This window comes from Chromohalobacter sp. 296-RDG (assembly GCF_029889885.1).
Taxonomy (GTDB): domain Bacteria; phylum Pseudomonadota; class Gammaproteobacteria; order Pseudomonadales; family Halomonadaceae; genus Chromohalobacter.
Window position 1 is genome coordinate 32,043 of sequence record NZ_JARANY010000013.1, and the last position, 25,377, is coordinate 57,419.

At 60.1% G+C, this 25,377-nt stretch carries 39 protein-coding genes; all 39 read left to right on the forward strand.

The window, feature by feature from the left end; all coding sequences use genetic code 11:
- Positions 1–3 precede the first annotated feature (3 nt).
- The 39 genes from OP495_RS07330 (at position 4) to OP495_RS07520 (ending at position 25,376) form a co-directional block, all read left to right on the forward strand.
- Positions 4–339, forward strand: coding sequence for a hypothetical protein (locus OP495_RS07330; protein WP_280568183.1), 336 nt, complete (start codon positions 4–6; stop codon positions 337–339).
- A gap of 20 nt (positions 340–359) precedes the next feature.
- Positions 360–560 carry a hypothetical protein gene (locus OP495_RS07335; protein WP_280568184.1) on the forward strand — a complete coding sequence of 67 codons (201 nt, stop codon included), beginning with the start codon at positions 360–362 and terminating at the stop codon, positions 558–560.
- 204 nt (positions 561–764) lie between these two features.
- The gene (locus tag OP495_RS07340; RefSeq protein ID WP_280568187.1) at positions 765–1,604 is read left to right on the forward strand and encodes a replication protein; all 840 of its coding nucleotides are present in this window, start codon (positions 765–767) and stop codon (positions 1,602–1,604) included.
- 2 nt (positions 1,605–1,606) lie between these two features.
- Positions 1,607–2,419, forward strand: coding sequence for an ATP-binding protein (locus OP495_RS07345; RefSeq protein WP_280568190.1), 813 nt, complete (start codon positions 1,607–1,609; stop codon positions 2,417–2,419).
- 181 nt (positions 2,420–2,600) lie between these two features.
- On the forward strand, positions 2,601–2,861 hold the full coding sequence (locus OP495_RS07350; protein ID WP_280568192.1) for a hypothetical protein: 261 nt from the start codon (positions 2,601–2,603) through the stop codon (positions 2,859–2,861).
- Positions 2,858–3,109, forward strand: coding sequence for a hypothetical protein (locus tag OP495_RS07355; protein WP_280568195.1), 252 nt, complete (start codon positions 2,858–2,860; stop codon positions 3,107–3,109). The genes OP495_RS07350 and OP495_RS07355 overlap by 4 nt, the downstream gene beginning before the upstream one ends.
- A complete protein-coding gene (locus OP495_RS07360) occupies positions 3,106–3,549 on the forward strand; it encodes a recombination protein NinB (protein WP_280568198.1) in 444 nt (147 codons plus the stop codon). The genes OP495_RS07355 and OP495_RS07360 overlap by 4 nt, the downstream gene beginning before the upstream one ends.
- The gene (locus tag OP495_RS07365; RefSeq protein ID WP_280568201.1) at positions 3,546–4,028 is read left to right on the forward strand and encodes a hypothetical protein; all 483 of its coding nucleotides are present in this window, start codon (positions 3,546–3,548) and stop codon (positions 4,026–4,028) included. Before OP495_RS07360 ends, OP495_RS07365 begins: the two co-directional genes overlap by 4 nt.
- Positions 4,028–4,297: a hypothetical protein gene (locus OP495_RS07370; protein WP_280568203.1), complete on the forward strand. Its 270-nt coding sequence runs from the start codon at positions 4,028–4,030 to the stop codon at positions 4,295–4,297. Before OP495_RS07365 ends, OP495_RS07370 begins: the two co-directional genes overlap by 1 nt.
- Positions 4,294–4,779, forward strand: a complete 486-nt coding sequence (locus tag OP495_RS07375) for a DNA N-6-adenine-methyltransferase (protein ID WP_280568206.1) — start codon at positions 4,294–4,296, stop codon at positions 4,777–4,779. Before OP495_RS07370 ends, OP495_RS07375 begins: the two co-directional genes overlap by 4 nt.
- The gene (locus OP495_RS07380; RefSeq protein ID WP_280568208.1) at positions 4,776–5,213 is read left to right on the forward strand and encodes a hypothetical protein; all 438 of its coding nucleotides are present in this window, start codon (positions 4,776–4,778) and stop codon (positions 5,211–5,213) included. The genes OP495_RS07375 and OP495_RS07380 overlap by 4 nt, the downstream gene beginning before the upstream one ends.
- A complete protein-coding gene (locus OP495_RS07385) occupies positions 5,213–5,593 on the forward strand; it encodes a hypothetical protein (protein ID WP_280568210.1) in 381 nt (126 codons plus the stop codon). The genes OP495_RS07380 and OP495_RS07385 overlap by 1 nt, the downstream gene beginning before the upstream one ends.
- Positions 5,590–5,769, forward strand: coding sequence for a hypothetical protein (locus tag OP495_RS07390; RefSeq protein ID WP_280568213.1), 180 nt, complete (start codon positions 5,590–5,592; stop codon positions 5,767–5,769). The genes OP495_RS07385 and OP495_RS07390 overlap by 4 nt, the downstream gene beginning before the upstream one ends.
- Positions 5,770–5,836: 67 nt before the next feature.
- Complete coding sequence (locus OP495_RS07395; protein WP_280568215.1) at positions 5,837–6,457, forward strand: hypothetical protein; 621 nt, start codon at positions 5,837–5,839, stop codon at positions 6,455–6,457.
- A 104-nt stretch (positions 6,458–6,561) separates the two neighbouring features.
- A complete protein-coding gene (locus OP495_RS07400) occupies positions 6,562–6,846 on the forward strand; it encodes a hypothetical protein (RefSeq protein WP_280568217.1) in 285 nt (94 codons plus the stop codon).
- A gap of 53 nt (positions 6,847–6,899) precedes the next feature.
- The gene (locus OP495_RS07405; RefSeq protein ID WP_280568219.1) at positions 6,900–7,277 is read left to right on the forward strand and encodes a DUF1870 family protein; all 378 of its coding nucleotides are present in this window, start codon (positions 6,900–6,902) and stop codon (positions 7,275–7,277) included.
- A gap of 4 nt (positions 7,278–7,281) precedes the next feature.
- Positions 7,282–7,848 (forward strand): hypothetical protein, encoded by a 567-nt coding sequence (locus tag OP495_RS07410; RefSeq protein ID WP_280568221.1) that lies wholly within the window; start codon positions 7,282–7,284, stop codon positions 7,846–7,848.
- A 177-nt stretch (positions 7,849–8,025) separates the two neighbouring features.
- Positions 8,026–8,589 (forward strand): glycoside hydrolase family 104 protein, encoded by a 564-nt coding sequence (locus tag OP495_RS07415; RefSeq protein ID WP_280568224.1) that lies wholly within the window; start codon positions 8,026–8,028, stop codon positions 8,587–8,589.
- A 2-nt stretch (positions 8,590–8,591) separates the two neighbouring features.
- Entirely contained in the window at positions 8,592–8,936 is a 345-nt protein-coding gene (locus OP495_RS07420) for a hypothetical protein (RefSeq protein WP_280568227.1), read from the forward strand.
- 44 nt (positions 8,937–8,980) lie between these two features.
- Positions 8,981–9,481 (forward strand): 3TM-type holin, encoded by a 501-nt coding sequence (locus OP495_RS07425; RefSeq protein WP_280568230.1) that lies wholly within the window; start codon positions 8,981–8,983, stop codon positions 9,479–9,481.
- 74 nt (positions 9,482–9,555) lie between these two features.
- Complete coding sequence (locus OP495_RS07430) at positions 9,556–9,768, forward strand: hypothetical protein (protein WP_280568233.1); 213 nt, start codon at positions 9,556–9,558, stop codon at positions 9,766–9,768.
- A gap of 61 nt (positions 9,769–9,829) precedes the next feature.
- Entirely contained in the window at positions 9,830–10,228 is a 399-nt protein-coding gene (locus OP495_RS07435) for a hypothetical protein (protein ID WP_280568235.1), read from the forward strand.
- Between the two features lie 3 nt (positions 10,229–10,231).
- Positions 10,232–10,429, forward strand: coding sequence for a hypothetical protein (locus OP495_RS07440; protein WP_280568237.1), 198 nt, complete (start codon positions 10,232–10,234; stop codon positions 10,427–10,429).
- A gap of 136 nt (positions 10,430–10,565) precedes the next feature.
- Positions 10,566–11,081 (forward strand): hypothetical protein, encoded by a 516-nt coding sequence (locus tag OP495_RS07445; RefSeq protein WP_280568238.1) that lies wholly within the window; start codon positions 10,566–10,568, stop codon positions 11,079–11,081.
- A complete protein-coding gene (locus OP495_RS07450) occupies positions 11,068–12,672 on the forward strand; it encodes a terminase (protein ID WP_280568241.1) in 1,605 nt (534 codons plus the stop codon). The genes OP495_RS07445 and OP495_RS07450 overlap by 14 nt, the downstream gene beginning before the upstream one ends.
- A gap of 25 nt (positions 12,673–12,697) precedes the next feature.
- Positions 12,698–13,147, forward strand: a complete 450-nt coding sequence (locus OP495_RS07455) for a hypothetical protein (RefSeq protein WP_280568244.1) — start codon at positions 12,698–12,700, stop codon at positions 13,145–13,147.
- Positions 13,144–15,402, forward strand: a complete 2,259-nt coding sequence (locus tag OP495_RS07460; protein ID WP_280568247.1) for a hypothetical protein — start codon at positions 13,144–13,146, stop codon at positions 15,400–15,402. The genes OP495_RS07455 and OP495_RS07460 overlap by 4 nt, the downstream gene beginning before the upstream one ends.
- A gap of 259 nt (positions 15,403–15,661) precedes the next feature.
- Positions 15,662–16,621, forward strand: coding sequence for a hypothetical protein (locus tag OP495_RS07465; RefSeq protein WP_280568249.1), 960 nt, complete (start codon positions 15,662–15,664; stop codon positions 16,619–16,621).
- Between the two features lie 53 nt (positions 16,622–16,674).
- Positions 16,675–17,616 (forward strand): P22 phage major capsid protein family protein, encoded by a 942-nt coding sequence (locus OP495_RS07470; RefSeq protein ID WP_280568251.1) that lies wholly within the window; start codon positions 16,675–16,677, stop codon positions 17,614–17,616.
- Between the two features lie 59 nt (positions 17,617–17,675).
- The gene (locus OP495_RS07475) at positions 17,676–18,044 is read left to right on the forward strand and encodes a hypothetical protein (protein ID WP_280568253.1); all 369 of its coding nucleotides are present in this window, start codon (positions 17,676–17,678) and stop codon (positions 18,042–18,044) included.
- Positions 18,045–18,047: 3 nt separating this feature from the next.
- Positions 18,048–18,740: a DUF6682 family protein gene (locus OP495_RS07480; protein ID WP_280568256.1), complete on the forward strand. Its 693-nt coding sequence runs from the start codon at positions 18,048–18,050 to the stop codon at positions 18,738–18,740.
- A complete protein-coding gene (locus tag OP495_RS07485; RefSeq protein WP_280568259.1) occupies positions 18,737–19,294 on the forward strand; it encodes a hypothetical protein in 558 nt (185 codons plus the stop codon). Before OP495_RS07480 ends, OP495_RS07485 begins: the two co-directional genes overlap by 4 nt.
- Positions 19,295–19,333: 39 nt before the next feature.
- Positions 19,334–19,756, forward strand: coding sequence for a hypothetical protein (locus OP495_RS07490; protein ID WP_280568261.1), 423 nt, complete (start codon positions 19,334–19,336; stop codon positions 19,754–19,756).
- A 13-nt stretch (positions 19,757–19,769) separates the two neighbouring features.
- A complete protein-coding gene (locus OP495_RS07495) occupies positions 19,770–21,431 on the forward strand; it encodes a hypothetical protein (RefSeq protein WP_280568263.1) in 1,662 nt (553 codons plus the stop codon).
- A complete protein-coding gene (locus OP495_RS07500) occupies positions 21,428–21,694 on the forward strand; it encodes a hypothetical protein (protein ID WP_280568265.1) in 267 nt (88 codons plus the stop codon). Before OP495_RS07495 ends, OP495_RS07500 begins: the two co-directional genes overlap by 4 nt.
- Before the next feature lie 3 nt (positions 21,695–21,697).
- On the forward strand, positions 21,698–23,251 hold the full coding sequence (locus tag OP495_RS07505) for a hypothetical protein (RefSeq protein ID WP_280568267.1): 1,554 nt from the start codon (positions 21,698–21,700) through the stop codon (positions 23,249–23,251).
- An 8-nt stretch (positions 23,252–23,259) separates the two neighbouring features.
- Positions 23,260–23,613 carry a diversity-generating retroelement protein Avd gene (gene avd / locus OP495_RS07510; protein ID WP_280568269.1) on the forward strand — a complete coding sequence of 118 codons (354 nt, stop codon included), beginning with the start codon at positions 23,260–23,262 and terminating at the stop codon, positions 23,611–23,613.
- A 321-nt stretch (positions 23,614–23,934) separates the two neighbouring features.
- Positions 23,935–24,999 carry an RNA-directed DNA polymerase gene (locus OP495_RS07515; RefSeq protein ID WP_280568271.1) on the forward strand — a complete coding sequence of 355 codons (1,065 nt, stop codon included), beginning with the start codon at positions 23,935–23,937 and terminating at the stop codon, positions 24,997–24,999.
- A complete protein-coding gene (locus OP495_RS07520; RefSeq protein ID WP_280568273.1) occupies positions 24,939–25,376 on the forward strand; it encodes a hypothetical protein in 438 nt (145 codons plus the stop codon). Before OP495_RS07515 ends, OP495_RS07520 begins: the two co-directional genes overlap by 61 nt.
- The last annotated feature ends 1 nt before the right edge of the window (position 25,377 follow it).

A 25,377-nucleotide genomic window follows, 5' to 3' on the forward strand; every position in this document is an offset into this window, starting at 1 on the left:
TACATGCTTTCACACTCCGTCGATTCCGATGACCGGCGCTGCAAGCCGGAGAGCGAACGACTTGAACACCTGGTGAGACCGCGGTTTACCGAATCTGAGTTTGCCGCGATCGAGGCCGAGGCAGCGCGTCGTCACGGCGGCAAGCTCGCGCCGTTAGTCCATGAGGCGACATTGCTAGGCCTCGAGGTCATTCACGAAAGGCGTCAGGCGCTGCTGGACCGTCTAGCCAATGGTGCGAATCCGGGGCCAGACGAACAGCACGAGCTTGAGCAGCTATTGGCCGAGATGGCGGAAAGCCAGCTCATGGACAATAGCATCGACCAAAAAGAGCAGGCCTGACAGGGCCAAGGGGTTACGCGATGTTGAGTCGCGAATCACTGACGCGGGTGTTCGGCATGATGTCGCCCGCGTCGCAGCAGAAGGCACGACAGCAATCGGAGGTGCGCGGCGTAGGCATCGAGACCGTCGTTCATGAGTCGATCATGGCCAAAGGCGGTGACGCTATGTACGCGCTGCGCCGAAAACCAGAGCTGCGAGTAGTAAGGGGTGGCCGGGCGTAAGTCCGGCTTCTCAATGTTAGGGCCTGATAGGGCGCCCGGCATCTTTTAGGCGCAAAAAAGCCCGGAAGGCGACCAAACCAATCCCGGGCTTTTTCATACAACAATAGGTTAATTATGACTGATACCGCAGAAATAATCCAGTTTCCTGAACGTCGTGATGACGCCCAATCGCCAGGCCCTATTAGGGCTGGCAGGAGTCCGCAAGTGGAAGAGGGCTTCACTCGCATCGCTAACGAGCTTTTCGAGGCATTGATCCAGGCACCACTGACGGACCGCGAGCGCCGTGTCGCGCTTTCGGTCGTGCGGCTGACGTATGGTTGGAACAAGAAAGCCGACCGTATAGCCGATAGCCAGATTGCCGAAATTGCACACCTTCCACGGCAGAAGGTTAACCAGGTCAAGCAACAGCTGATCGCCAAGAAGGTGCTGATGGTCGAGGGCTCTGGCCACGGCCTGACATCGCTCAATAAGCACTTCGACGAGTGGGAGTTGACCGCTCGACACACCCCCAAAACGCACCCTGATTCAGGGGGTGACAAAAAGGGTGACACTGTACCCCATGGGGGTGACAAAGATTGTACCCCACGAGGGTGCACACCAAAGACAGAAGACAACTCAGTACCTAAAGGTACTGATGATTCGTCGAAGAAAACCAAACCTCGAAAGTGGGGTGAGGAAGTCGATCACGAATTGGTGACCGAAATGGTCGCCGCCGTGAGCAGCGATCTAGATTCGCCCGTCAAACATAACCCAACCACCTGGGCCAACGAGTTCCGACTAATGCGGCAGCGCGATGGCCGTACCGTCGAGCAAATCCGCTACCTGATCACTTGGACCGCTGCCCATGATTTCTGGGCCGGAATCGTGATGTCCCCGGCCAAGTTGCGAGCCAAGTGGGATCAGCTAGCAAAACAAGCCAAGACTGAGCACCAGCAGCGCCGCACTAACCGCGATTCTGGCCGCCTCGGAATGGCTCAGCCCAAACCCCAGGGCACCTACACGCCGACCGACATGGATAACCTTCCCGACTGGATGAGGGACTGATCATGGCACAGCCGATGACGACCACCCCCGGCGTGCGGAGCCACCTGAGCAGCGTGCTGGCCGGTAACGCCGAGAACCAGCGTAGTCGCTGCCGTATACACGGCGAGTTCACCGAAACCCTGATGCCGAACGGCCAGTGGTCCGGTTGCCCGCAGTGCCTCGAGGACGACAAAGCCGAGCAGCGTCAGGCCGAGCAGCGTGATCGTGCCGGCCAAATTCGGGCGGACAAGCTCGAGCAACTTCGCGAGGGTGCCATGATCCCGCGCCGCTTCCAGCGGCGGACCCTGCAGAACTTCGAGACCGATGACCATGACCGCAAAGAGTTTGCTTTGGCAGCGTGCCAGCGATACGTCGAGCGGTTTGATGATCGACTAGAGCGGGGCGGCGGGATGGTTCTAACCGGCTCGGTAGGTACCGGCAAAAGCCACTTGGCCTATGGCATCGGTAACGCGTTGCTGGACCAGGGCTACCGAGTAATGGGCATCGACGTCTACGAGCTGATCGACCTGATCAAGGAGCGGGCATTCAGCCAGAAGGGCGGCAGCGAGCGCGAGGCACTCAAGGCGTTCGTCGGACCACTGGACCTTCTGATTCTCGATGAGGTCGGGGCCCAGCTCGGGACCGACTGGGAGCGCCTGATGCTCTTCAAGATCGTCAACGAGCGATACAAGGCCGAGCTTCCCACGATCATCGTCAGCAACGCCGATGCCGCTGGCCTGACCGAATACCTGGGCGAGCGAATTGTGGACCGCATGCAAGAAGGCGGCGGCATGACGCTTTCACTCGACTGGCCGAGCTACCGGAGGGCTGCATGAAGACGATGAGGAAGTTTTTTATATTTAGTGGCTTGCTGCTTTCGATTTCTTTCCTCTCCCTTTCTTTTGTGGAGATGAATGCGAACCCGGCTGAGTGGTCAGTCGCGATTAGATGGTTCCTGGTGTCGATATGGAGCGTTCCGACAAGCATCGCGCTAATCATCGTTATGGAGTATGTGTGATGACCAACGTCACTCAATTCCCAGGCCGCGCGCCCGAGTTCGATCTACCCATGGAAGTCTTTGGAGTCTTGATGCGCCAGGCCGAGCCGACGGTGAGCGAGATCGCGCACGAGGTCGAAATGCAGCACAAGAAGCGGTTCTGCGCCGGCACCTACCGTTGTGCCATCAAGAAGCTGCGGGCGCTGGGTTACGAGATCCATGAGCACGACGATCCGGATGGCGTGCGGTATGAGCTGGTGCAGCCGGAGGGCGCGGCATGAGCAAGTCAATCGAACCGGGATGTCTCTGCATTGTAGTCGGGTGCATCAATCACCCGGACAACATCGGCAAGACAGTAGAGGTAGAGTCGGTATTTAAGCATGAAGAGGGGAGTTGGTGGGTATCAGGCGACGTGTATTGCGGGCTGACATACGGGCAAGTTGTGTTCTTTGGCCGCCATCTTCTCCGTATCGATGATTACGCGCCTGAATCTCTTGAGAAAACCGAGAATCGCGAGGTGCCGGCATGAAAAAGGAGCTGACGTTTCGCGCTGCGACCATCGGCGAGTTTCAGACGGCCAAGGCCTGGCTTGAACGGATGGGTGGCAAGGGGCTCGAAGCTGGCGCCATCGAGATCGTGCTGAGGCGGCCAAGTGACAAGCGCAGCCTCGATCAGAACGCCCGTCTGTGGGCCGTCTTGACCGACGTATCCAAGCAGGTCGAGTGGTATGGCCGGTATCTGCCCAAGGAGGCTTGGAAGGATATTTTTTCGGCTGCCCTGGAGCGTCAGGACGTGGTGCCAGGCCTTGAAGGCGGCTTCGTCATGATTGGGGGCCGGACCTCGAAGATGAGCAAGAAGCGCTTTGCCGATTTGCTGACGCTGATCGACGCATTCGGGGCCGACCACGGGGTGCGCTGGAGCGATCCGGCGCTGCGAGTGCTTGAGCAATATCGCGAGGTGGCGGCATGAGTCATGACGAGTTGGTGATGCGCGCTGAGCGCTGGTTGAAAACCATGGGCTGCGGCGTGGTGTTCAATGACAAATTTCGCGCCGCTAACCACTCCGGTGAGGAGCCTGATGCCATTGGGTGGCGCGATGGGCTGTCCTTGCTAGTCGAGTGCAAGGCATCTCGAAGTGATTTTCTCGCGGATCGCAAAAAGCGCTTCCGGCGAGATCCCGCCGATGGCATGGGCGACTGGCGCTTCATGATGTGCCCGCCGGGCATGATCGCCGCTGATGAGCTCCCGGAAGGATGGGGGCTGCTCTACGTCCACCCCAGGAAGGTGGAGAAGGTGCACGGCGTCCCGGCCAACACCCAGTGGTGGATAAGCAAGCCGTTCGAGGCCAATAAGCGCAGCGAGACCCAGCTGATGTATTCGGCGCTTCGGCGGTTATCCATCCGTGGCCACTTTGAATCCATCTACGAGCCACTGAGCGAGGTGCGCTGATGCGAGACATCTACACCGATCCGCGCCCCGGCGACCAGGTGCAAGTCATACCCGATATCTGCGACCGGCTGCCCGAGCCGATGCAGATCCTCGAGGTAGATGAGCGTGGCGTGCGCTGGCGCCGACCCCTTCATGACCAAGAAGAGCACACGCCATGGTCGATTTGGCAGAGCAATGGGTCTGCCGGGTGCCGCCGAACCTTGGAGCTGGTTGAGGTGGGCGGTCGCGCCGGTGAGCAGCAATTCGACTTGTTTGGGGAGGTGGCATGAGCGCTTGGGAGCCGAACACCGGTGCCACGGATGATTGGTACACCCCGGCCTATATCTTCGAGGCGCTGGGCGTGACGTTTGACCTGGACGTTGCAGCCCCGCCAAGCGGCGGACCTCACGTTCCGGCCTATCGCTGGATTCATGAGGACAGTCTGTCGCAGCCGTGGGAGGGCTTCGTGTGGATGAACCCGCCATTCGGCGGGCGCAACGGCCTGGCGCCGTGGCTTGATAAGTTCTTCCTGCACGGCAACGGCATCGCGCTGACGCCGGACCGGACGTCCGCCCCTTGGTGGCAGGAGGCGGCCGGTCGGGCCGATGCCCTGCTGCTTATGCGCGGCAAGGTCAAGTTCTTGCGGTCCGATGGGAGTCTCGGGAGGTCGCCCGGTAATGGCACGACGCTGTTCGCATCTGGCCCGCAGGCAGTAGCTGCCCTGGAGCGAGCGTCGGGATTAGGTTTCGTAACTCGGAGGGCTGCCGCATGAAGCGCACTGGACCTATAGGGCGCAAAACGCCACTCCGCGCCAAAGCACCCATGAACCGCAAGCGGGAGAGGCGCACCGCGCCCAAGCGCAAGGCGTCCACCGATACGCGCTGGCGCTCGCCGGTCTATCTGGCGTGGGTACGGTCTCTCCCGTGTTGTGTTTGCGACGGACCAGCAGATTCAGCGCATCACCTGATCGGCATGTACCAGATCGGCGGCATGGGGCTCAAGGCGCCAGACAGTCTATGCATGCCGGTCTGCGACGGACCGGGCGGATGCCATGCCCGCATCCACGCCGAGAAGAATTTGCGCGACATGCAGCCCGCTTGGCTACGCCGCACGATTGCGTTGGGGATGCGGGAGTTTGACGGCGAGACGCGTGAGGCGCTGAACGAGGCGCTGGAGTTCATCAACGACAAAGAGGAGGCTGCTTGATGCGTCTATTCGTCGAGTTCCTGGGCCCGTCAACCAACGCTATCTATGCCGGTACACATTGGGGCAAGCGCAAGAAAGCAAAGGACGACGCTTGCGCGGCCACCCTGGCTGCTGTCCGGGCTGCTGGCGTCCAGCAGGTGGCTGGCCGTGTCGATTTGGTTTTCCGGCCCCGGATCGGCAAGGGCGTTCGTCGCCGGGACACCAGCAATAACAGCATGTCGGCGAAGCTGATCGAAGATGCGCTGGTCAAAGCTGGTGTGCTGGCTGATGACACTGACGAGCATGTTCGGCGAGTGATTAACGAACCCGCCGAGATCGACCGGAAGGCGCAGACCGGAACATGGGTGGAGATCATCGAGGTGGAGGGCGAGGCCGCATGAACTGGCAGCGCATCAACGCTTACTGCATCCGGGCCGGTGAGTACCGCATCACGAAGTACACGCTCGGCGGTGAAGATCTTTATATCGTTTACCACGGGGATGCCCAGATCGGAACGGCGGGCAACGGCAACGAGGCCCGTGGTATCGCAGACCGTCACGCAAAAGCGCAACGCTGAAGGCAACAGAACGCAACGACAGCGCAAAATGCAATGCAAAATGCAAAACAGATGCAAAGGGGCAGTGATGCGTTTTCAGAGTGCACGCCAGATGATCTTCGACGCGTATCGAGTAACTGGGAGCAGCGTGATGGCTGGCGCGGTAGAGCAAGCACAGCTCGGTACGGACGTGCAGCGCAGTCGCCGGCAGAGCAACGACTGGAATATCGTGCACGGCCTTGAGGCTGGTGCGGTCATTAGTGCCGTGGAGTCGTTGCCGGAGAATCTGCATGATCTCGCGCTGTATCTATTCAGTCCGTTTACCAACGACGAACTCGACGAGGCCCGCGAGACGGTACAGATTGCGCTGTACCAGCACATGTTGGCCAGTAGCGTTCGTCTACCAGGGCAGGGCAAGGGGCGTCCGACGGCGGATATGCTCAAAACGTTGCGCTATCTTTGCTGTGCGGCGCTGTATCATCATAGCCAGGTGACGCTACCTTATCGTCGAACTGGGCTGCCATCGCCCCATGCTGTTAGACAGTGGCTGCATGATGAGCATGGTATCGAGCTAGACACCCGATTCTGGTCGCGCAACGATCGTGCGACGTGGGGCACAGTCTGGGAGCACGCGCTGCGTGTTGTTGACGGATGGGAGTGCGAGTGCCTGGCCCCGGTGGCGGCGCTTGTAAGCGACAGTGCGGCTTAGGGAAAGCGGAGGAAATTATTTCTTGACGTGTTCGCAACTGCGAACTAAGATACGTATCACAGGGTTCGAGATCGGCTCGACCCACCTCTAAAGAGAGACATATCATGACTACTTACCTCAGCAACGCCATCTCCAGCGCAACTTCACTTGAGCAGGTCGTTGAGTACGTCAACGAAGGTACTTGCGAAGGCATGGAAGGCATCGAGTTCACCTCCGCCATGCTCGCCGGCCAGTATGCCTGGCAGGCCGCGCAAGAGGCTGATGACAGCGACATTACTGAATACCACATCGAAGGGCAGCTTGAGTTCCTGAGTGATGCTGGCGCTGACTTTGATGAGCAAGCAGCAATCGCTTACGGCATGAAGATTGTTGCCGCAGCCGCCGAATAGTCATCCCGATCTTGACGCCCCGCTAGAATGCGGGGCTTTTCTCTGGAGTGCATATGACTGCATCCGAATTACAGGCCCTTCGAAAATTCCTGATGTTAGATGTTCGCGAGGCTGCGGAGATCATCGGTCAAGTATCGCCACGCAGTTGGCAATACTGGGAATCAGGCCGTAACACTGTGCCTGATGACGTTGAAGACAAAATGACAGCCGCTTTGGTGATGCGCCAAGAGATCATCGACCGCCTCGAGCAAGACATCAAAGATCACGGCGACGATCCGCAAAGTGAGCACGGGAATCGCCTCAAAGTCCCGTATTACCACACTCTGAGCGAATTCCAGGCAGACCACCCCGATCAAGGAGCGCTCCCATGGCGGGCTCATCAGTCTGCCGTGGCAGAACTGTATGCCGGAAATTTGTTGGAGCTGGTGTAGCTATATGCCAAAAAAAGGCCGTACATGGGCGCCTGAAGAAGACCAGCTGCTCGGCACCGCTTCGGATGCCGACATTGCGCGCAAGATTGGAGCGACGCAGCCGCAGGTCAAATCTCGACGAACACAGCTAGGCATACCGTCATTTACCGGGGTCAGCCCCAAGAAAATTATATTGCCGGATGAGGCGGTCGCGCTTTTAGGAAAGGCATCGGACGATAACATCGCTATCCGTTACGGAGCATCAAAGTCAAGTATACAGCGAATGCGATACGAGCTCGGCATTCCTGCTTTCCGTGATACGACTCTCTCGCTTAAGACGCGCTCCATGCCGTGGGAGGATGTAAAGCATCTCTCGCAGCCAGAATTCTTCAAAGAGATTTCCCGAGTGTGGGAAAGCAAATTCGGCCTTCCGTTAACGTACAAAGACTTGTCTGAGCTAACTCTATGGAGCGTGAGTCGCTTTCAGAAATGGTTTACCTCGGGCAGTGCTCAGCAAAAATTGCAGCTTCCTGTCCGTCACCATCTCTATGTATCCGTGGCTTTCAAGACCAATGCCAGTCGTAGTGAATAGAAGTCCTCCCTTGCCACCTGCATCATTTTCGATTATCCTAAACCCACTATCGATTTCTGCGCCCTGGCTTTGAGCCGGGGCGTTTTCATTTGAGGCCCTGCCAGTTCCCGGTGGGGCTTTTCTGTTTGCGGTACGCCGCTCCCTGTTTCTCACGCCGTGAGGCGTCGGAATCCTATTATGCCTCGAATTACTCCCGATGCCGCCGGAGGCATCAACGTCTGCGCGTTCCTCGATACGCTGGCGCGCGCCGAGATCGGTCCGACAATGCTCGCTGCGAGCGACGACGGCTATGACGTGCTCGTCGGCTCTGTGCCGGGCGATCTCCATCTGTTCGACAGCTATGCCGATCATCCGCTGCCCAGCGATGACGATGCTATCGAGTACGCCGACGGCGTATTCAGCACGGCGGCCGGTCGCTATCAGATACTCAACACCTACTGGCCGCATTACTGCGAGCAACTTGATCTTCCGGATTTCTCGCCGGAGTCGCAGGACCGCTATGCGATTCAGCAACTGCGTGAACAAGACGCGCTTGAGCTGATACAGGACGGCCGCTTCGGAGACGCGATTAGCGCCGCATCGAACATCTGGGCGTCCATGCCTGGAGCTGGATACGGACAGCGAGAGCACAAGCTGAAAACGCTGGCACAAGCCTATATGAACGCAGGCGGCCAGCTTTCCAGTGAGGACCGGGATTGGTACGACCGCGCCGTCAAACACTCGTCTGGGGGTGCGGCGTGACCATGGCAGAGGTAGGCGCAACAAGCTCCCAGCTGGACCGTATTGAGCAGGGCCTGGCCGAGCTTCGGGAGCTGAACACGCAGATTCTCGACCGGCTTACTCGAATGGAAGAGCGCCAGAATGGTCATGCCGCCGACCTAGAGAAAGCTGAGGCCCGCATCGAAGACCTCAGCAAAAAGGTGCACCAGCTAGAGGTTGGTGCGGCAGTGGCTGACGAGACAGGCCAACAACGTCACTCGAAGCTCTCAGAGCGCTGGAATGCCGCTTCAACTATCGGCTTGCTGCTGCTGGGCGCTGCGCTGTCGATGGCGGGTAGAGTGCTCACCGACCTTATCAGGGGGCTGTGATGAATTGGAGCGATATCGCTGAGACCGTAGGCGAGGCTGCGCCGATGGTCGGCTCGGCAATTTACGGCCAGGCCGGCGGCGCCGTCGGCGGAATGGTCGCTAAAGCTCTGGGCGTCGAAGAGACGCCTGAAGCGGTGAATCAAGCGATGAAGGATGACCCCGAGGCAGCGGCCAAGGTTAAGAAGATCGAGGCCGATCTTGAACAGGCTCGAATCGAAGCTCGCACCGAGCGGCAGAGCCAGGTCAACAAGACGATGCGTGCCGAGCTGGACAGCGACAGCACCTTAAAGGCTGGCTGGCGGGGCGCTGCCGGCTGGACGTTTGTGCTTTCTTGCCTGGGCGTCATGGCGTCTATTGTTTGGTCGATGTTCCAACCTGGCTCTGACAAAGCCGCGCTACTCAATAACGCGATGATGGTATTCGGCATCATGGCCACGGTTCTCGGCATCGACATCAACCGTGTCGGTAAAGAGCGCATGGCGGCTAAGGGCGTCAATACTGGTGGCTTCATGGATGCGATCAAGACCCGGGTGGCGGGCAAGTAAGAATCCCCGCGAGAGGGCGGGGCACTGTCGCGAGATAGAGCCCCGTTTTATTCAGGCAGAGAGGAAGGTAGACCATGATGTATCTCAAATTCGTAGGGCACGACGGTGATGTGACAATCGACCAGCGCTGCATATCGACTAGATCGTACAGTCTGGCTCGAGACAACGCCGGTATCCGCGTCTATGACGATCACGGCATGTGGGAGCGAGTCTCGCCTATTGACTGGCGCAACTGCTTTGTCATGAACGAGACTGGCAACACCATCGATAAAATCGAAGCCGAATAACGAGCCCTGCCATCCCGGCAGGGCTTTTTTATAGGCGGTCGCGGCCGTCGAGGAGAGCAAGATGGAAAGCGTAGAGCTCAAGCTGAAAGCGGTAACCCGTTTTGTTCTGACACGCCGTTCAAGCGCCCCAGGGCATCATGTCGATGAGCTGGGAGAGTTCCTGAACCATGAGCGTGGCAGCCATGCTGGTTATGCGTTCAAGGCGCTAACGGAGGCTGAAGGCAAGCCAGCATGGTTCGAGTGCAGCGACGACCGCATGGCACACCTGAGCGACATTGACCTATTGGCCGAGCTGATTCGGCGCAAGGGGCCGGGCGGTGCAACGCCTCATAAACGACGCATCGGCATCCCACATCGAGACGTCTGCATCGGTATCGGCAAAGATCACGCGGCCGACATCACGATGGAGGAGGATGCGTTGGCGGAGCTGCATCGTCGCGCAGGCATTGGCGAGGTCTAGGTGATGGGTACTGTCACGCAATTCCGGCACATGAACACGCTGACGCCTGCTGGCGAGGCTGCATGCGAACGGTTCGAGAGTGATCTTCATGAAGCGATCACCAAAGCCGAGGATTCCGGGCTGTGCTACGGCATGATCATCGCCTCTCTGAGCCAAGCTCAGTGGTGGATGAACCAGCGCTGTCAAGAGAGCGATGACTGATGTAGGTCGTTTTTATCGAATTCCCTGCGCGGGATAAGGTCACGCTGTGAAGCGTCGCCTGCTTTCGCCCGGCACGTCGTGAGACGCCCGGGCCCTACATGATGGAGGCGCTGCCCGCGAGGGCACCGCAAACGATATGTCGCATAAATACGATTGGGAGGCCATCGAGCGCGACTGGCGCACCGGACGGCACACCCTGGCACAGCTGTCAGGCGTTCATGGTCCGAGCGCGAGCCAGATCAGTCGCCGTGCTACGAAAGAGGGGTGGCAGAAGGATCTGTCGGAGGACATCAAGCAGCGTACGCGTGAACGTATTGCTCGTCCTGATACGGCGCCGGCTGAGGCAACCGATGACGAGGTGGTCGAACAGGCGTCAGAAGAAAACGAGGCGATCATGCGGCGTCAGCGTACGTCGCTGGACCGCTGGCGAAGCATTTCTGACCGTTTTGCTGACCGCCTCGATGGTGAGCTGAATCAGGAAGGCGTGTCGCTCGAGTATCTGGGCAAAGCGTTGAGCGCCGGCACACAGGCAATGGAGCGCGTCGTTAAGCTAGAGCGTCAGAGCTATGGTCTCGACACCGCTGACGCCGACGACCAGGGCCGCACGTTTGCCGAACTGATGGCCGAGGTTGCACCGGATGACCCGGAGTAATCGGGAACGGGAGATCAAGCGGGCGAATGCGTTTCTGAAGGCCCATGCTCGAGGTCGGCTAACCGATCAAGCGGATCTGCTCGAAGCACTGTCGCTGAAGTGGTTTCGGCTCAATGCGCTGTACAAGATCAAGGACAAGCAAGGCAAGGTGCTGCGGTTTCGGCCCAACCGGGCGCAGCGTCAGCGCTATATCGACCGGCACGCGCGGGACATCATTCTCAAGGCGCGTCAGTTGGGGTTCACGACGTTCGAGATGATCGATTCGCTCGATGACTGCCTGTTCAAGGACAACTTCGCCGCGGGCTGCATCTGCCACAAGCTGGATGATGCACAGGACATCTTCAGGAACAAAGTCAGCTTCGCGTATCAGAACATCGATGCCGCTTGGCACCACATCTTCAAGCTACTGGGTATTCGCATCCCGCGCCCAGAGAGCGACAAAAGCGGCTCCGGTGCCCTGGCATTCGATAACGGCAGCTCAATCAAGGTTAGCACGTCATACCGTGGCGGCACGCTTCAGCGGCTGCACATATCGGAGTTCGGCAAGATCTGTCGGCAGTACCCGCACAAGGCGCAGGAAATCGTTACCGGTGCGTTCGAGGCGGTTGGCCTAGGCAACCAGGTGACGCTCGAGAGCACGGCGGAGGGCCGAGAAGGCTACTTCTTCGATTTCTGCCAGTCAGCGCAGCATCTGCAGGAGCTGGGTCGGTCCCCGACGTTGATGGACTTCCAGTTTCACTTTTTCCCGTGGCACGAGGAGCCGGCATACCGACTCGACCCCGAAGGTGTGCTGGTACCGCAGTGGCTCCGCGAATACTTCGAAGACCTCGAGCACAAGCACGGCATCAAGACTGACGCGGCTCAGCAAGCGTGGTACGCAAAAAAGGCCGAGGTGCTGCAGGACGACATGAAGCGGGAGTATCCGAGCACTCCCGATGAAGCCTTCGCGCAGAGTATCGAAGGCGCGTACTACGCCAGTCAGATGCGATTCCTGCGCAAGAATGGCCGTCTGACCAGCGAGGTCCAGGTAAACCCATCGCTGCCAGTCTTTACCGCATGGGACTTGGGCATGAACGACACCATGGCCATCTGGTTTGCGCAGATTGTGGGCCGCGAGATCCACTTGGTGGACTACCTCGAAGGTGAGGGCGAGGGAATCGAATACTACGCCGACGAGCTGAACAAGAAGGGCTATCGCTACGGTGGCCACTTCGGCCCGCACGACCTGGCCGTTCGCGAGCTAGGGACCGGCAAGAGTCGCGCCGATGTCGCCAAGCAATACGGCATCAACTTCGAGGTCGTGCCGCGTATCAGCAACCACGCCGAGGGAGTGCAGGCTGTCCGTAATTTCCTGCCGATGTGCTGGATCGATGAGGAAGCCTGTGACGACGGCGTGAAGTGCCTCGACAACTACCGCAAAGAGTGGGACGACAAGCGCGGCGTCTACAAAGACACGCCGCGCCACGACTGGGCATCCCACGGGGCCAAGGCGTTCGAGACGCTGGCCCGCTCCTCCATTTTCAAGCGCACGAACACACCGGCGCCGCGTCCCGATAAGCGTGAGCGCACCGGCTGGGCCGCGCACACCTGACCACCGCCGTGAGGCAGAGGACACCATGCCGCAGATCATCACGTCACCGGACGCGGGCGCACAGCGCCGTGCCGGCAATACCGCGTACAACCTTAGTGGTAAAACTCGCGAGCAAGTCTCTCAGCTCATGAGCGACGCCGCACGATCTATTGCCGAAGCGCTGATTGAGCAGGGTATTCCGATCAATACCGGTCGATTCCGGCCCGATGTTGGCCCCGTACAGGTCGACATGATCGTCATCGAAGAGCGAGTCACGCGCCCCGAGCCCGCGATGCGTCTGCAATTCGATACTGAAGGCAGCATGGGCATCACGCTGAACGTCAAGATACGCGAGTACGCGTCAGACCCGGCTGGGTACATGCGTGACGTGCTGGACCACCTGGGGCCGATGCGCCGCAACGTCATGCGTCTGCGCCGCAACAAGCAAGACGCCAACCAGGCAATCTATCGAGCACTGACTGGGAGCGCCCAATGAGCGGTATGGGGCTGCTACAGCATCGATCGGCAGAGGAGATGCGCGCCGATGATGAAGATGAGGCACAGCGCCAGGCTGAGGAAGAGCGGCGCCGGCAGGAGCTGATCGAGTCGTCGCTGGGCTCGCATATTCAGCGCTGCTGGGAAAACGCCAAGATGGCGCGACAGCAGATTGAATACCGGATGCTAGATTGTCTGCGCCGACGCAAGGGTGAGTACGACCCCAGCAAGCTGGCCGCTATTCGTAAAGAAGGCGGCGCCGAGATCTACATGATGCTCACCGCCACCAAGTGCCGAGCGGCAGCGGCATGGGTGCGCGACATCATGATCCCCAGCAGAGACAAGCCCTGGGGGCTGGAGCCGACACCGGTGCCCGAGGTGCCTGATCAATACCTGGAACCGATGATCCAGCAGATTCGCCAGCAGGCCCAGCAAATGCAACAGCAGGGGCAGCAGGTGGATATGGCGTCGATGATGGAAGAGGCGCGTGGCAAGCTCCGGCAGAAGGCCGATGAAGCAGCACGAGAAGCCACCGACCGCCATGAGGAGCTGATTGCCGACCAGCTGGCCGAGGGCGACTGGGATGACGCATTCGAGGCGTTCATCGACGACTTTGTGACTTATCCGGCTGCATTCATCCGCGCCCCAGTATTTCGTCGCGTTCCTGAGCTGAAATGGCTGGAAGGCTGGAAGCCGATCAAGGGAGAGAAAATCCGCCCCGAGTTTGAGCGCGTGTCGCCGTTCGATCTGTACCCGAGCCCTGACGCCACCAATATCGACGACGGTGCTTATATTCTGGAGCGGGCGCGGTTCACACGCTCCCACCTCAACCAGATGATCGGCGTCCCCAGCTACAACACCGAAGCCATCCGGCGCGTGCTGGATGAGTACGGCCAGGGCGGGCTACGCGATTGGCTCTGGACGGATGGCGAGCGCGCCGAGCTTCAGGATCGCGGCCACGAGTGGCTGACACCAGGCGAGACGATTGATGGCTTGATCTATTCAGGCGGCGCCCAGGGCGTGACGCTACTCCAGTGGGGGCTTGATCCCGATGAGGTGCCTGACCCGCTGGCCGAGTACGAGGTCGAGGCGATTTTGATCGGTCGTCATGTCGTCCGCGTGCGTATCAACCAAGACCCACTGGAACGCCGGCCCTATCACAAGGCGTCATTCCAGCCAGTTCCCGGCTCGTTCTGGGGCCAGGGCATTCCCGAGCTGATGGCCGACATTCAGGACGTGTGCAACGCCACAGCACGCGGACTCGTGAACAACCTGGCCATTTCGTCAGGTCCGCAAGTGGAGGTGTTCGAGGAGCGACTACAGCCCACCGAAGACCCGACCGATATGTATCCGTGGAAGGTGTGGCGCACTCAGGACAGCAACGTAACTGGCAACAATCCTGCTGTTCGTTTTTTCCAGGCAAGCTCCAACGCCAGCGAGCTGCTGTCCGTTTACGACCAGTTCGAGCGCAAGGCCGACGACGCTACCAACATCCCTCGGTATCTATACGGCAACGAGGGAGCCGGCGGTGCCGGCGAAACGGCGTCAGGTCTGTCGATGCTTATGGAGTCGGCCAACAAGGGCATCAAGGACGCCATTCGACACATCGACCGTGGTGTGATGCGCCGTGTCATCGAAGCTCTGTGGCTGCATAACATGCAGTACAGCGATGACAACAGCATCAAGGGCGACGCCAGCGTCGTGGCTCGCGGCTCAAGCGCGATTCTCGCCCGCGAGCAGACCGACCAGCTCCGTCAGCAGTTCCTCCAGATGACAGCCAACGAGTTCGACATGGGCATCCTCGGCCAAGACGGCCGCCGCCGTTTGCTCGAAAGTGTGGCCGAGAAGCTGGACCTGCCGAACCTTGTTCCCTCCGAGGAAGAGATGCAGGAGAACATGGCCGGACAGAAAAAGTCGCAGCAGGCCGATGACCAGCTTGAGAAAGCCAAGACCCAAGCCGAGATACAGGAGAAGCAGGCCCAGGCACAGCGCCACCAGGCCGATGCTGAGAATACCCAGATCGAAACGCAGGACGAGCAGAAAATGGCGCCGCTCGAGGCTCAGAAGCTGCTCGCCGAGATTGCCAAGCTGATCAGCGAAACACAGGGGCAGCGTGATGGCTCAGACGACGGAACAGGATTGGAAAGCGCTGGCCCGGATAGCGGGAACGCAGGACGGGGAGCGTCTGGCCAGCCTGCTCAAGCGAATGCGCGAGGACAGCCGGGACAGTCTGGAGCAATGCCGAGATCCCGGTGAAGTGTCTCGACATCAAGGACGCGCCGCCGCTGCCGCCGATCTACTGAAGCAGCTCGATGAAGCGCAAGAAGTCATTCGGCAGCGATTCAGCACGTAACGCCGGGCACCGCCCGGCCCACCGCAAAGCCGCTCATGGTTCGCCCTGGGCGGCTTTGTCGTGGGAGCGCTCTGGAATGCGCACCAGAACCCGTTACCCCCATCGTGAACCCCGGCTTATGCCGGCTCACCCGTCACGCCGTGAGGCGTCACAGGAGCAACAATGTCACTACCGAGGTCTGTCCAGGAACAAGCCGATGCCGCTCGCCGGCACTTTGAGCCCGCCGAGAATCCCGATGACGAAACAGCCACGGCTCCCGACGCGGAACAAAACCCGCCCCGCGATGGCAGTCAGGCATCTGCAGAGCCCGATTCCAGCCAGACGCAACCCGCCGAATCTTCTGAGTCACAGCCCAAGGGCGAACAGGGCCAAGATGCGCTTTATTGGCAACACCGGTTCAACGTCCTCCAGGGCAAGTACAACAGCGAGATTCAGGCACTGCGTCAGGAAAACAGCGACCTGAAGAACACGATTGCCGAGCGTGACCGCCGAATCGCCGAGCTTGAGCAGCAACAGCCCAAAGGTGGCGCCGATAGCGGCGTCAGCGATGACCAGCTGGAGCAGTTCAAGGCGACCTATGGCGAGGATCTGGTGGATTTTGTCACGCGCATGGTGGATCAGCGCGCGCCGGCTCAGGCCGCCGACTCTGGCAACAGCCAGGAGATTGCCCAGCGCCTCGAGCAGCTTGAAAGCGAGAAGCAGCAAGACGCGGAGGCTCGATTCTGGGTGCAGCTGGAGCAGGCCGTGCCGAATCTGCGTGAGATCAACGCCAGCACGGGCTTTCACCAGTTTCTGGCTCAGTTCGACCCCAGCACTGGCGAGAAACGTCAGGAGTCGCTGAACAAGGCTCAGCAAAACCTGGACGCCAAAGCAGTAGCTGACATCTTCACGCTCTATATGGACCAGGCCGGGCAGGGCGCTAGGCGCACCGTTCCCGAAGACCAGGTTGAACCCCGTACCGCCAAGGCGACCGAGGCCCCGCAGGGTCAGCGCCAGTGGACAGGGCAGGAAATCAGCCAGTTCTACAGGGATAAGACCGCGGGGCGCTATAGCGCCGAGGAGGCCCAGCGCCTGGAAGCCGACATTTTTGCCGCGCAACGAGAAGGCCGGGTGCATAACTGATTCCCGGTCAGCGGTTCCGATAACTCGCCGTGAGGCGACAAGAGGTAACTAACATGGCAGGTCCAGCACGAGGCGGGAGCCATCCCGACTATTCCAGCACCTCCGCCAGTGGGTTTATCCCGCAGGTATGGAGCGGGAAGCTGGTGGAAAAGCTTTATGCATCCACTTGCTTCGGCGAAATCGCCAACACCGACTACGAAGGCGAAGTGAAGAACAAGGGCGATACGGTTGAAATTCGTACCGTCCCGTCGATCACTATCCGCGACTACGAGGTCGGTGGCGGTCTCAACTACGAAAAGCCGACCAGCGACAAGGTTGAGCTGCACATTGACAAGGCGAAGTACTTCAGCTTCGAGGTCAATGATGTGGATTCCTACCAGTCCGACATCAAGCTGATGGACAACTGGTCAGATGATGCCGGTCAGCAGATGAAGATCGCCATCGACACGGTGATTCTGGGCGACGTCTATGCCGATGCCGCGCCGGAGAACGCTGGCCCCAGTGCTGGCGTGAAGTCCGGCGGCTACAACATGGGCGAAGCCGGCGCGCCGGTGAGTATCGCTAAGGATACGATTCTCGACACCTTGGTTGATTGCGGTTCTGTGCTCGATGAGCAGAACGTTCCAGATATGGGCCGTTACATCATCCTGCCGGCCTGGATGAACGGGATGCTGAAGAAATCCGATCTGCGCGACGCCAGCGCAATGGGTGACAGCACGTCCGTTTACCGTAACGGCAAGGTGGGGATGCTGGACCGTTTTGACGTGTATATCAGCAACAACCTGAGCACAGTCAAGGACGGCACCAGCGGGAAGAACGCCACCAACGTCCTGTTTGGTCACAAGAAGGCGCTAACCTTCGCGTCTCAGATGACCAACATGGAAACCCTGCCCAACCCGCAGGACTTCGGCAAGCTGGTCCGGGGGCTCAACGTGTTCGGTTACGAGATGATCGACCCCAACGCCGCCGGCCACCTGTACGCCCAGCGCGGCTGAAGCGCCTGACACGCCACCCTACGGGGTGGCGTTTTTGCTTCCAGACAAGAGGGCAACTCATGTCACTGACCGAACGAATCGAAAGCGCCGCCAACAAGGACGAGCTAGAGAAGATCGGAAAAGAAGAGCTGGGCGTTGATGCCGATAAGCGTAAAGGTGTCGAGACTATCCGTGCCGACCTCCTGGAGCGTGCCGAGTCCACCCCTGCACAAGAGGAAAGCGCACCCGCTGAGGATGACGCCAACACCAGTGTTACCCCGTCTGAGGGTGATTCGACGCCGGCAGCCCAAATCCCTGAAGCGAGCCAAACGGAAGACAAGCCTGAACCCGATGAGCCTAAGCCGCGTTTGCTTCGGCATCGCGGCAATGGGCGGCTCTTCACTTACAGTGCGGAACTCGCCGCTAAGCGGCATATTGAAGAGGTTTGAGCCATGGCTGTTACCACGGTGGGAACCGTCATCAGTAACGCCAAGCTGGTTCTGCAGGAAATCACGTCTGCCGGTACTCGGTGGACGAATGAAGAGTTGATCGGCTGGCTCAATGAGTTCTATCAGGCGGCGGTTCAGCTCAAACCTGATGCGTTCTCGATGAATACCGAAGTGTCGCTGGCAGAAGGCACACGCCAGCAGATTCCGGCCGATGGGTTGCGCCTGATCGATGTGATGCGCAACACCGTCGGTAGCCAGATGGCGGTCATGGTCACCACGCGCCGGGCACTGGATTCCACTCGACGCAATTGGCATTCCGATCCGGCGAGCCTGGAGATTGAGCAGTACGTGTTCGATGACCTGGACCCGGATCGGTTCTATGTCTACCCGCCGGCCAAAGATGGCGCCAAGCTGGAAATCATCTACTCGGCAGTACCTACTCCGCACAAGGTGAGCGATGGTCTCGACGCCATCCGTGACGATGCTTTCAAGCTCAACGATGCGTATGCGCCGGTAGCCACCGACTACATCCTGTACCGCGCCTACTCCAAAGATGCCGAGCACTCGGCCAATCTCAGCCGGGCGCAGATGCATCGCCAGTCCTATATGCAGCAAATGCAAGGGAAGGGCCAAGTTGATTCAGCTACCTCGCCTAACGCGCCTGACGGATCTACTAATCCACAGGGGGCTGCATGACGTTGAGCGATCTGACTAATCAAGTGGTGCAGGACATCCCTGAGGCGCCCTTGCTTTCCATTCGCGAGATGCTGGCTCGCATGGCACGGGAGCTTTGCACCGAGGCTGACGCGTGGGTTCAAAGCGGCGAGCCCGTAGTAGTGGCGGCCAATACCGACTACCCGCAGGTGGTTGCTTCTCAAGGGGAGCCGCTGCGCATCGTCTCTCTAACCCTGGATGGGCGCGAGCGCGTGCAGGGCGACGGCTTCCTACAGCCAGCACCCAGCGTTATTGAGTTCGATCGCAAGCCCACGGAGTCTCTCCTCTACGGACGTCTGGCGTGTCGCCCTATCTACGGCGATATGCCGCCAGACGAGGTGGTCTCTCGCTGGGGCGAGGTTATCGCCAACGGGGCGCGGTGGCGCCTACTGCTACTTCCACAACCGTGGCGTGACCCTGAACTTGCCACCTACTACCAAAAGCGCTTCCTGGCCGGTGCAGCCGATGCCAGGCAGCACTCCCGTCTCGGCCATGCCCGAGGAGGCGCGCGCGTGAAAGCGCGACGCTTCATCTAAACCTCACCCATCGCACGACTTACCGAGAGGTAACGCGATATGTCCGCATTTTCCGATAATCTGGAAGAAGGCATTTTGCAGCATACGCTGCGCGGCAACTCCCTTCCGACACCTTCGACTATCTATATTGCCCTGTTCACTAGCGACCCAACCGATGCCGGTACGGGCGAGGAGGTGAGCGATTCCTCCTACCTTCGGCAAGACGCTGCAAAGGGAGGATCTATCGATTCCGGATGGACCGCACCCACCGCTAGCGGCGATGGCAAGATGTGCTCCAACGCCAAGCTGATCCAATTCCCGCCGGTTGCCGACGGCTCTGTAACGGTGACCCATTACGCCCTGTTTGACGCCCAGGCGGGTGGAAACATGCTCTATCACGCGCCGTTCTCGGTTTCCAAGACGCTGGAAATCAACGACGTGTTGAGTATCGATATCGGCGGCATGCAGGTCATTCTCCGCTAACTGAGGGCCACCCATGACGGTCCCGTTCAACAGCGCCGTCATCAACGGCGGCGCCTCTCCGGTAGTCTGGGCGGAGGGTCTGCTCGAGGCCGACGCCCGGTCATCGGCCGGCGCCGACCGTATCGCTTACGCCATTCTGGACTCGGCATCCGCCACGGGCGCTAGCAGCGCCACGCCGGTGCGGCAGGCCAGAGTGGGAGGTGGCGCCCATGCGCGCGGCGTAATCACACCCTTTCAGCCGGTGCGCATCACGCCCAGCTCTCCGCTTTCGCCAGTGGGTGAGTCCGCTTCTTCCGGTGTGCCGTACCGCGCGCGTCAGGTCGATGGATTGCCGGCCAAAGCTGTAGCCGAACTGTCGTCTCCCGATCCGCAGCGCTTAGTGCGGATACCCCCTGAATACCGAGACGGCGGCCCGCTCAATGGCGAGTCGATCAACGGCATGGCGACGTGGGTCGACGGATTGGTTGCCACATCTGAAGCGTTCACCGACAACCGCGTCATCGATGCCCGCCTGGTAGATGCTCAGGGCGTTGCCGAGGCCGTCGCCGATGCGACGTCACCTGAGATACCGGTCACTCGGGCGATGGACCCGCGCCGGATGCGCACAGCATCACTGGCATTCGCGCGCAGCCAAGATGTCTCGAAGATCCGCGTTCGCCAGGTGGGAGCGCGCGGACCCGCCATCGCTCGCGCGCGTAGCCGTGCTACGCCGAACACGATTCTAGGCTTCGGCTGGAGCTACTGCGATGCTGAGTCGTCGCTTTCGGCTGCTGACGTCTATGTGGCGCGCGCAGTCTATCCCGGCGACGCCAAGGCTGCAGCCAGCTCCACCACCCAGGCTCATCTGGTCAGGATCATTAAGTTCTTGTTCCAGGCAAGCGCGCGCTTGATTGCCTCGCCGGACATCCTTAGCGGCGATACCCGTTATGCGTACGCATGGGGAAGCGGTCTCGCGGAGGCATCTGCCTCTAGCCCTATCGCTCGACGCTTTCCGCTGTTCGATGCGGTTCCTATCGAAGGTGTGGCGCAGGCCAGCCTGGTGCCACGCTTCGAGCCGCGCTCTCGAGCGATCCACGAGGCTGAGGCTAACGCGACACTTGATGATGATCGCCTGACGATTCTGCATCGAGTGCCGACCAATCCGCGCTTCGAGGCGGAAGCCCGTATGCCGGCAACGCCGACCGTCTTGCGTGATGGACGCGGCAATGCCATCGGTGAAGCTGTATCGATCATTTCCGCCACGCGCTTAATTGCCAAGGAAGCCAACGGCCAATCTATGGCCACTGCCGAAGCGGTAGGCGACAACATCGCGACCCTCTACATGACCGGGCAAGCCGAAGGGGTGCCGGCCCTTTCTGCCGCTGGCGCTGCACGCCTGGCCTTCATGACGGCCGTCGATGCCGATGGCGCGGGGAGCGTGTCGATGGAGGCGTCGATCTACACCATCGTTAGCGTGGAATCCAGCCAAGTAGCGGCCGATGCCCAGTCTCGGGCGATTGCGCTCCGCGTCCGAACGATGGCGCCGGTGCCAATGACGGGCTCCGCCTCGATCCCGCCGCACAGCTTCAAGATCAATGCCGGCGACCCTGCGCCTGCGAAAAGAACCTTCACCGTTCCTCGCGTCGATCGCCAATTGGCGATTCCTGACAGTCCTCGGGAGTACCGCATCACATGAAGACCTGGCGCAAACAACCAAACGATCACCTCGACTACGATCTGCTTTTCGAGGACTGGCTGGCCGAGGGCGACGAAGTGGTGTCCGTGGATGCCGAAGCCCCGGACGGTATCGAGATAACCCAGACAAGCATCGAGCCCGACCGGATCAAGCTATGGATTCGCGGCGGGACGAATGGGCAGACCTACAAGTTCTCACCCCTCATTCATACCCAAAGCCGGGTGAAAGAGGTCGATTTCATGATCACCGTGGTGGAGATGTAATCCATGCCGCAAATTTTTATCAACAATGCGCGCGGCGTCCTCGCCGCTTCCGTGCCGTCTGGCGAGACGAGCCTAAAACTCAAGAATGGCGTCAACCTGCCGTCGTCACTGGCTGACGGCGACTGGTTTCTGATGACCCTGCTTAACGACGCCTCGCGCTATGGCAGTAATATCGAGGTGGTCAAGGTCACCGCCATCACCGATGACGGCGGTGGCAACCACTCTCTCACTGTGGATCGCGGCTACGAGGGCGACGCCATCGTGCACGCCGGTGGCGAGAAAGTGGAGGCGCGACTCACTGCTCAGACGCTGCGCACCTTGCTCAGCGACGCCAAAGCCTATGCTGATGCCGAAATCAGCAGATTGGTGGATTCAGCACCAGGCGCTTTGGATACACTCAACGAGCTGTCCTCCGCGCTCAATGACGACCCGGATTTTGCTGCTTCTGTAACCAATACTCTGGCGGAGAAACTCGATTCGAGCAGCTACACTGCCGCCGACGTCCTGACCAAACTGCTGACTGTAGATGGAGAGGGGTCTGGGCTCAGCGCCGACACTCTGGACGGCAAACATCTGGCTCAACTGGAGCAGGACTATCGCGACTTTTCAGTAGCCGTCACACCGACCGCCTTCACCAAATCCGACGGCTCCCGCGCTGCATGGACTGCCCCCACAGTGTCGACGTTGGTAACGACGTCCAGCCTGAGTCTAGTGGTCGGGCCAAGCCTAGTGACGATCGCGGGAGGCACCGATGTCGCACTGCCAGCGCTTTCTCCCGGCACCGATTACACGATCTATGCGCACGCCGACGGCACGCTCGAAGCCGTAGACGCCGACAGCGCAGCGCCGAGCGACACCCGCGCCGTGGGCGGATTTCATGCCAGCGCTGGTGCGGGCGATATCGTCACCGCGTCGCTGTGGGATCTCAACTGGCGTCCCGATGCACATAGCCCGCGCGGCATGGTCCGCGATCCAAAATCCGGTATCTGGGCTGACATCTACTTGATGGACACCCAATACGGTGTCAACGGTTACAGCCGCAACGGCGCGCAGATTGCCGACGACAACGACCGCCCCGTCACGCCCGATGAATACGGCGGCAACGGCAGCGATACCTATGGCTCGATGTCGTGGTGGGTAGCGGTGGATCTCGCCATGGCGGCGGGCAAGCGGCTGCCGTTCTACCAAGAGTTCACCGCGCTGGCCTACGGCGTCGTTGAGCGCCAGGCAGTCGGCAGCGATCCCGGTACCACTCAGCACCAGGCGGGGCATCGCTCTGCATGCGGCTGCGAACAGATTACCGGTACGCTCTGGCAGTGGGGAGCCGACATCAATGGTACGTCTGCGACCGGCTCATCAAGCTGGAAAGAGCTGACGGAGGGGCGCGGCGACATCTACACAAACAGCATCCGCTCGCCGCGTTTCGGCGCGGGCTGGAACGGCGGCTCCCTCGCGGGCTCGCGGGCCTCGGATTGGAACAATCGGCCGGACTACTCCGGCGGCAGGATCTCCGCGCGCGGCGTCTGTGACCACATGAACCTGCAAGCGGAGCGATAGCGAACGCGATGAAGGAAGCGCCGCAACGGGTGCAGTCGCTAGCCATCGTCGAACGCTACGACCAGGCGGTGGCCTATCTGTACCCGATCATTCAGAACATGCCGCGACGCCATGGCCGGTACCGCGACAAGCTGCTCGATGCGCTGTTGGCGGTACCGGGGCTGATTTATGTAGCGGCCAAGTCCAATCAGGTGAGCCGCATCTATAACGTCGATGCCGCGCTCGCCGAACTCCGCTGGCTGCTGCGCTTCGCCGCCGCGCCAGCGCAGAAATTCATCACGCCTCATCAGCATGAGGTGGCCTCGGTGCATCTAGCCGAGGTCGGCAAAATGGTTGGCGCCTGGCAGAAAGCCAAGCGCTAAGCAGGGTGGTGTACGGATCTCTCGCCGCGTTTCGGCGCGAACTGGAACAACGGCTCCCACGCAGGCTCGCAGGCCTCGAATTGGAACAATCAGCCGGACAACTCCAACAGCAGGATCTCCGCGCGCGGCGTCTGTGACGACAGCTTTTTCTTCCGCCGGGCCGGCCACGGCCACCCGGGGCGACCTTTATGTGGTCAGCCGTGCACCGACCTCCTTCGGGAAATACACGACCAGGTCCGCGAAACAGGGCGTAGTGAAATATCGAGACCTGCGCGCGGCATTATCAACGCACTCGGCATGCTGCCGGGGTAAGGGAGAGTATTGGCAAAGCGGTACCGGAACCTCATCGGTCTTATTGCCGACCCCGACAACTTGCGTGACGCCTACCATAAGGCGGCACGCGGCCGGCGCAGCAGCGCGGGCTATCTGAAATTCAAGGAATACGAAGCCGCATGGCTGGAGAAACTGAGGCGCGACATCCTCGACCAGACCTACCGGCCCGGAAAGCCGCGCACGTTTTGGGTCTACGAGCCCAAGCCGCGCCCGATCACTGCCGCGCCATTTCAGGATCGTGTCGTGCAACACGCGCTGTGCAATGTCATCGGCCCCATATTCGAAGCCGGCATGCTGCCCCAGGCCTACGCCTGCCGGAAAGGCAAGGGTATGCACGCCGGCGGCATCCGCACTCAAGCGATGATGCGCCATCTCGGCCGCAATGGCGCCACCGTCTATGCCCTGAAGACGGACTTCAGCAAATATTTCTACAGCGTTGACCTTGCCGCGCTATGGCGACGCATCGACGCCAAGATCTCGTGCCGTCATACCGCCTGGCTGATTGAGAAATTCACGCCGCGCACCGGTACCGGTCTGCCGATTGGCAACCTGACATCGCAGCTATGGGCCAACGTCTACGGCACCGAAGTAGACCGATTCCTGGCGCAAACCATGGGCGTGTCGAGCTTCGTGCGCTACATGGACGACATCGTGATCATGGGCTGTAGCCGAGGATTTCTCCACGAGCTGCGCGGCTGGCTCGAGATGTTCTGCCGTCACGCACTGGGGCTAACGTTCAGTAAGTGGAGCGTTACGCCGGTAAGCGCGGGCGTCAACTTCCTCGGATACCGGATCTTCCCCGGCTACAAACTGCTGCGCAAAGACAGCGTGCGCCGCGCCAAGCGCAAGATTAGAGCCTACACCCTAGCCAACGACCGCGAGGCGCTGCGCTTCTTTCTCGCCGCTTGGCTGGGCCATGCCCGCTGGGCCGATTCTCACAACCTGCTGCGCAGCCTCGCCGCGCAGCATCGCGCACTGACCCAGGAGTTCACATGTTCAGCAAAGACCAGCAGCAAGGCCGTGTCGTCTGCCTCGCCGACTACGGCCGCATAAAAGCAGGCGCCATCGTGCCTGAATCCAACGAGCTATATGCCGACGTCGAGGCGTGGCTCGCCGAGGGCAACACGCTCGCCGCGTTCGATGGGTATCCCGAGCTGCCGATGAACGAGGAGCAGCTGCAGGACTGGCGCGAATCGGCAGTCATCAGTCGGATGCAGGCGGAAATTCAGCTGCACCGCGAGGGTTTGCTCGAGCAGCTCGAGACCATCATTGCCGACCCCGATACAGACCTGGAGTCCGTCATCGCGTGGCAGAAATCTACCGAAGTGCGCCGCAATAGCAGCACTGTTGCAACGCTCTCCGAGCAGATGGAGCTGACTGACGAGCGGCTGGATCAGATGTTTCAGCAGGCGGCGATGATCGAGGCGTGAC

Excerpts from the sequence above, each read along its gene's own strand:
- OP495_RS07330 (WP_280568183.1), top strand. The coding sequence starts at position 4 with ATGCTTTCACACTCCGTCGATTCCGATGACCGGCGCTGCAAGCCGGAG.
- OP495_RS07335 (WP_280568184.1), top strand. The coding sequence starts at position 360 with ATGTTGAGTCGCGAATCACTGACGCGGGTGTTCGGCATGATGTCGCCC.
- OP495_RS07345 (WP_280568190.1), top strand. The coding sequence starts at position 1,607 with ATGGCACAGCCGATGACGACCACCCCCGGCGTGCGGAGCCACCTGAGC.
- OP495_RS07350 (WP_280568192.1), top strand. The coding sequence starts at position 2,601 with ATGACCAACGTCACTCAATTCCCAGGCCGCGCGCCCGAGTTCGATCTA.
- OP495_RS07355 (WP_280568195.1), top strand. The coding sequence starts at position 2,858 with ATGAGCAAGTCAATCGAACCGGGATGTCTCTGCATTGTAGTCGGGTGC.
- OP495_RS07360 (WP_280568198.1), top strand. The coding sequence starts at position 3,106 with ATGAAAAAGGAGCTGACGTTTCGCGCTGCGACCATCGGCGAGTTTCAG.
- OP495_RS07365 (WP_280568201.1), top strand. The coding sequence starts at position 3,546 with ATGAGTCATGACGAGTTGGTGATGCGCGCTGAGCGCTGGTTGAAAACC.
- OP495_RS07370 (WP_280568203.1), top strand. The coding sequence starts at position 4,028 with ATGCGAGACATCTACACCGATCCGCGCCCCGGCGACCAGGTGCAAGTC.
- OP495_RS07375 (WP_280568206.1), top strand. The coding sequence starts at position 4,294 with ATGAGCGCTTGGGAGCCGAACACCGGTGCCACGGATGATTGGTACACC.
- OP495_RS07380 (WP_280568208.1), top strand. The coding sequence starts at position 4,776 with ATGAAGCGCACTGGACCTATAGGGCGCAAAACGCCACTCCGCGCCAAA.
- OP495_RS07385 (WP_280568210.1), top strand. The coding sequence starts at position 5,213 with ATGCGTCTATTCGTCGAGTTCCTGGGCCCGTCAACCAACGCTATCTAT.
- OP495_RS07390 (WP_280568213.1), top strand. The coding sequence starts at position 5,590 with ATGAACTGGCAGCGCATCAACGCTTACTGCATCCGGGCCGGTGAGTAC.
- OP495_RS07395 (WP_280568215.1), top strand. The coding sequence starts at position 5,837 with ATGCGTTTTCAGAGTGCACGCCAGATGATCTTCGACGCGTATCGAGTA.
- OP495_RS07400 (WP_280568217.1), top strand. The coding sequence starts at position 6,562 with ATGACTACTTACCTCAGCAACGCCATCTCCAGCGCAACTTCACTTGAG.
- OP495_RS07405 (WP_280568219.1), top strand. The coding sequence starts at position 6,900 with ATGACTGCATCCGAATTACAGGCCCTTCGAAAATTCCTGATGTTAGAT.
- OP495_RS07410 (WP_280568221.1), top strand. The coding sequence starts at position 7,282 with ATGCCAAAAAAAGGCCGTACATGGGCGCCTGAAGAAGACCAGCTGCTC.
- OP495_RS07415 (WP_280568224.1), top strand. The coding sequence starts at position 8,026 with ATGCCTCGAATTACTCCCGATGCCGCCGGAGGCATCAACGTCTGCGCG.
- OP495_RS07420 (WP_280568227.1), top strand. The coding sequence starts at position 8,592 with ATGGCAGAGGTAGGCGCAACAAGCTCCCAGCTGGACCGTATTGAGCAG.
- OP495_RS07425 (WP_280568230.1), top strand. The coding sequence starts at position 8,981 with ATGGTCGGCTCGGCAATTTACGGCCAGGCCGGCGGCGCCGTCGGCGGA.
- OP495_RS07430 (WP_280568233.1), top strand. The coding sequence starts at position 9,556 with ATGATGTATCTCAAATTCGTAGGGCACGACGGTGATGTGACAATCGAC.
- OP495_RS07435 (WP_280568235.1), top strand. The coding sequence starts at position 9,830 with ATGGAAAGCGTAGAGCTCAAGCTGAAAGCGGTAACCCGTTTTGTTCTG.
- OP495_RS07440 (WP_280568237.1), top strand. The coding sequence starts at position 10,232 with ATGGGTACTGTCACGCAATTCCGGCACATGAACACGCTGACGCCTGCT.
- OP495_RS07445 (WP_280568238.1), top strand. The coding sequence starts at position 10,566 with ATGTCGCATAAATACGATTGGGAGGCCATCGAGCGCGACTGGCGCACC.
- OP495_RS07450 (WP_280568241.1), top strand. The coding sequence starts at position 11,068 with ATGACCCGGAGTAATCGGGAACGGGAGATCAAGCGGGCGAATGCGTTT.
- OP495_RS07455 (WP_280568244.1), top strand. The coding sequence starts at position 12,698 with ATGCCGCAGATCATCACGTCACCGGACGCGGGCGCACAGCGCCGTGCC.
- OP495_RS07460 (WP_280568247.1), top strand. The coding sequence starts at position 13,144 with ATGAGCGGTATGGGGCTGCTACAGCATCGATCGGCAGAGGAGATGCGC.
- OP495_RS07465 (WP_280568249.1), top strand. The coding sequence starts at position 15,662 with ATGTCACTACCGAGGTCTGTCCAGGAACAAGCCGATGCCGCTCGCCGG.
- OP495_RS07470 (WP_280568251.1), top strand. The coding sequence starts at position 16,675 with ATGGCAGGTCCAGCACGAGGCGGGAGCCATCCCGACTATTCCAGCACC.
- OP495_RS07475 (WP_280568253.1), top strand. The coding sequence starts at position 17,676 with ATGTCACTGACCGAACGAATCGAAAGCGCCGCCAACAAGGACGAGCTA.
- OP495_RS07480 (WP_280568256.1), top strand. The coding sequence starts at position 18,048 with ATGGCTGTTACCACGGTGGGAACCGTCATCAGTAACGCCAAGCTGGTT.
- OP495_RS07485 (WP_280568259.1), top strand. The coding sequence starts at position 18,737 with ATGACGTTGAGCGATCTGACTAATCAAGTGGTGCAGGACATCCCTGAG.
- OP495_RS07490 (WP_280568261.1), top strand. The coding sequence starts at position 19,334 with ATGTCCGCATTTTCCGATAATCTGGAAGAAGGCATTTTGCAGCATACG.
- OP495_RS07495 (WP_280568263.1), top strand. The coding sequence starts at position 19,770 with ATGACGGTCCCGTTCAACAGCGCCGTCATCAACGGCGGCGCCTCTCCG.
- OP495_RS07500 (WP_280568265.1), top strand. The coding sequence starts at position 21,428 with ATGAAGACCTGGCGCAAACAACCAAACGATCACCTCGACTACGATCTG.
- OP495_RS07505 (WP_280568267.1), top strand. The coding sequence starts at position 21,698 with ATGCCGCAAATTTTTATCAACAATGCGCGCGGCGTCCTCGCCGCTTCC.
- avd (WP_280568269.1), top strand. The coding sequence starts at position 23,260 with ATGAAGGAAGCGCCGCAACGGGTGCAGTCGCTAGCCATCGTCGAACGC.
- OP495_RS07520 (WP_280568273.1), top strand. The coding sequence starts at position 24,939 with ATGTTCAGCAAAGACCAGCAGCAAGGCCGTGTCGTCTGCCTCGCCGAC.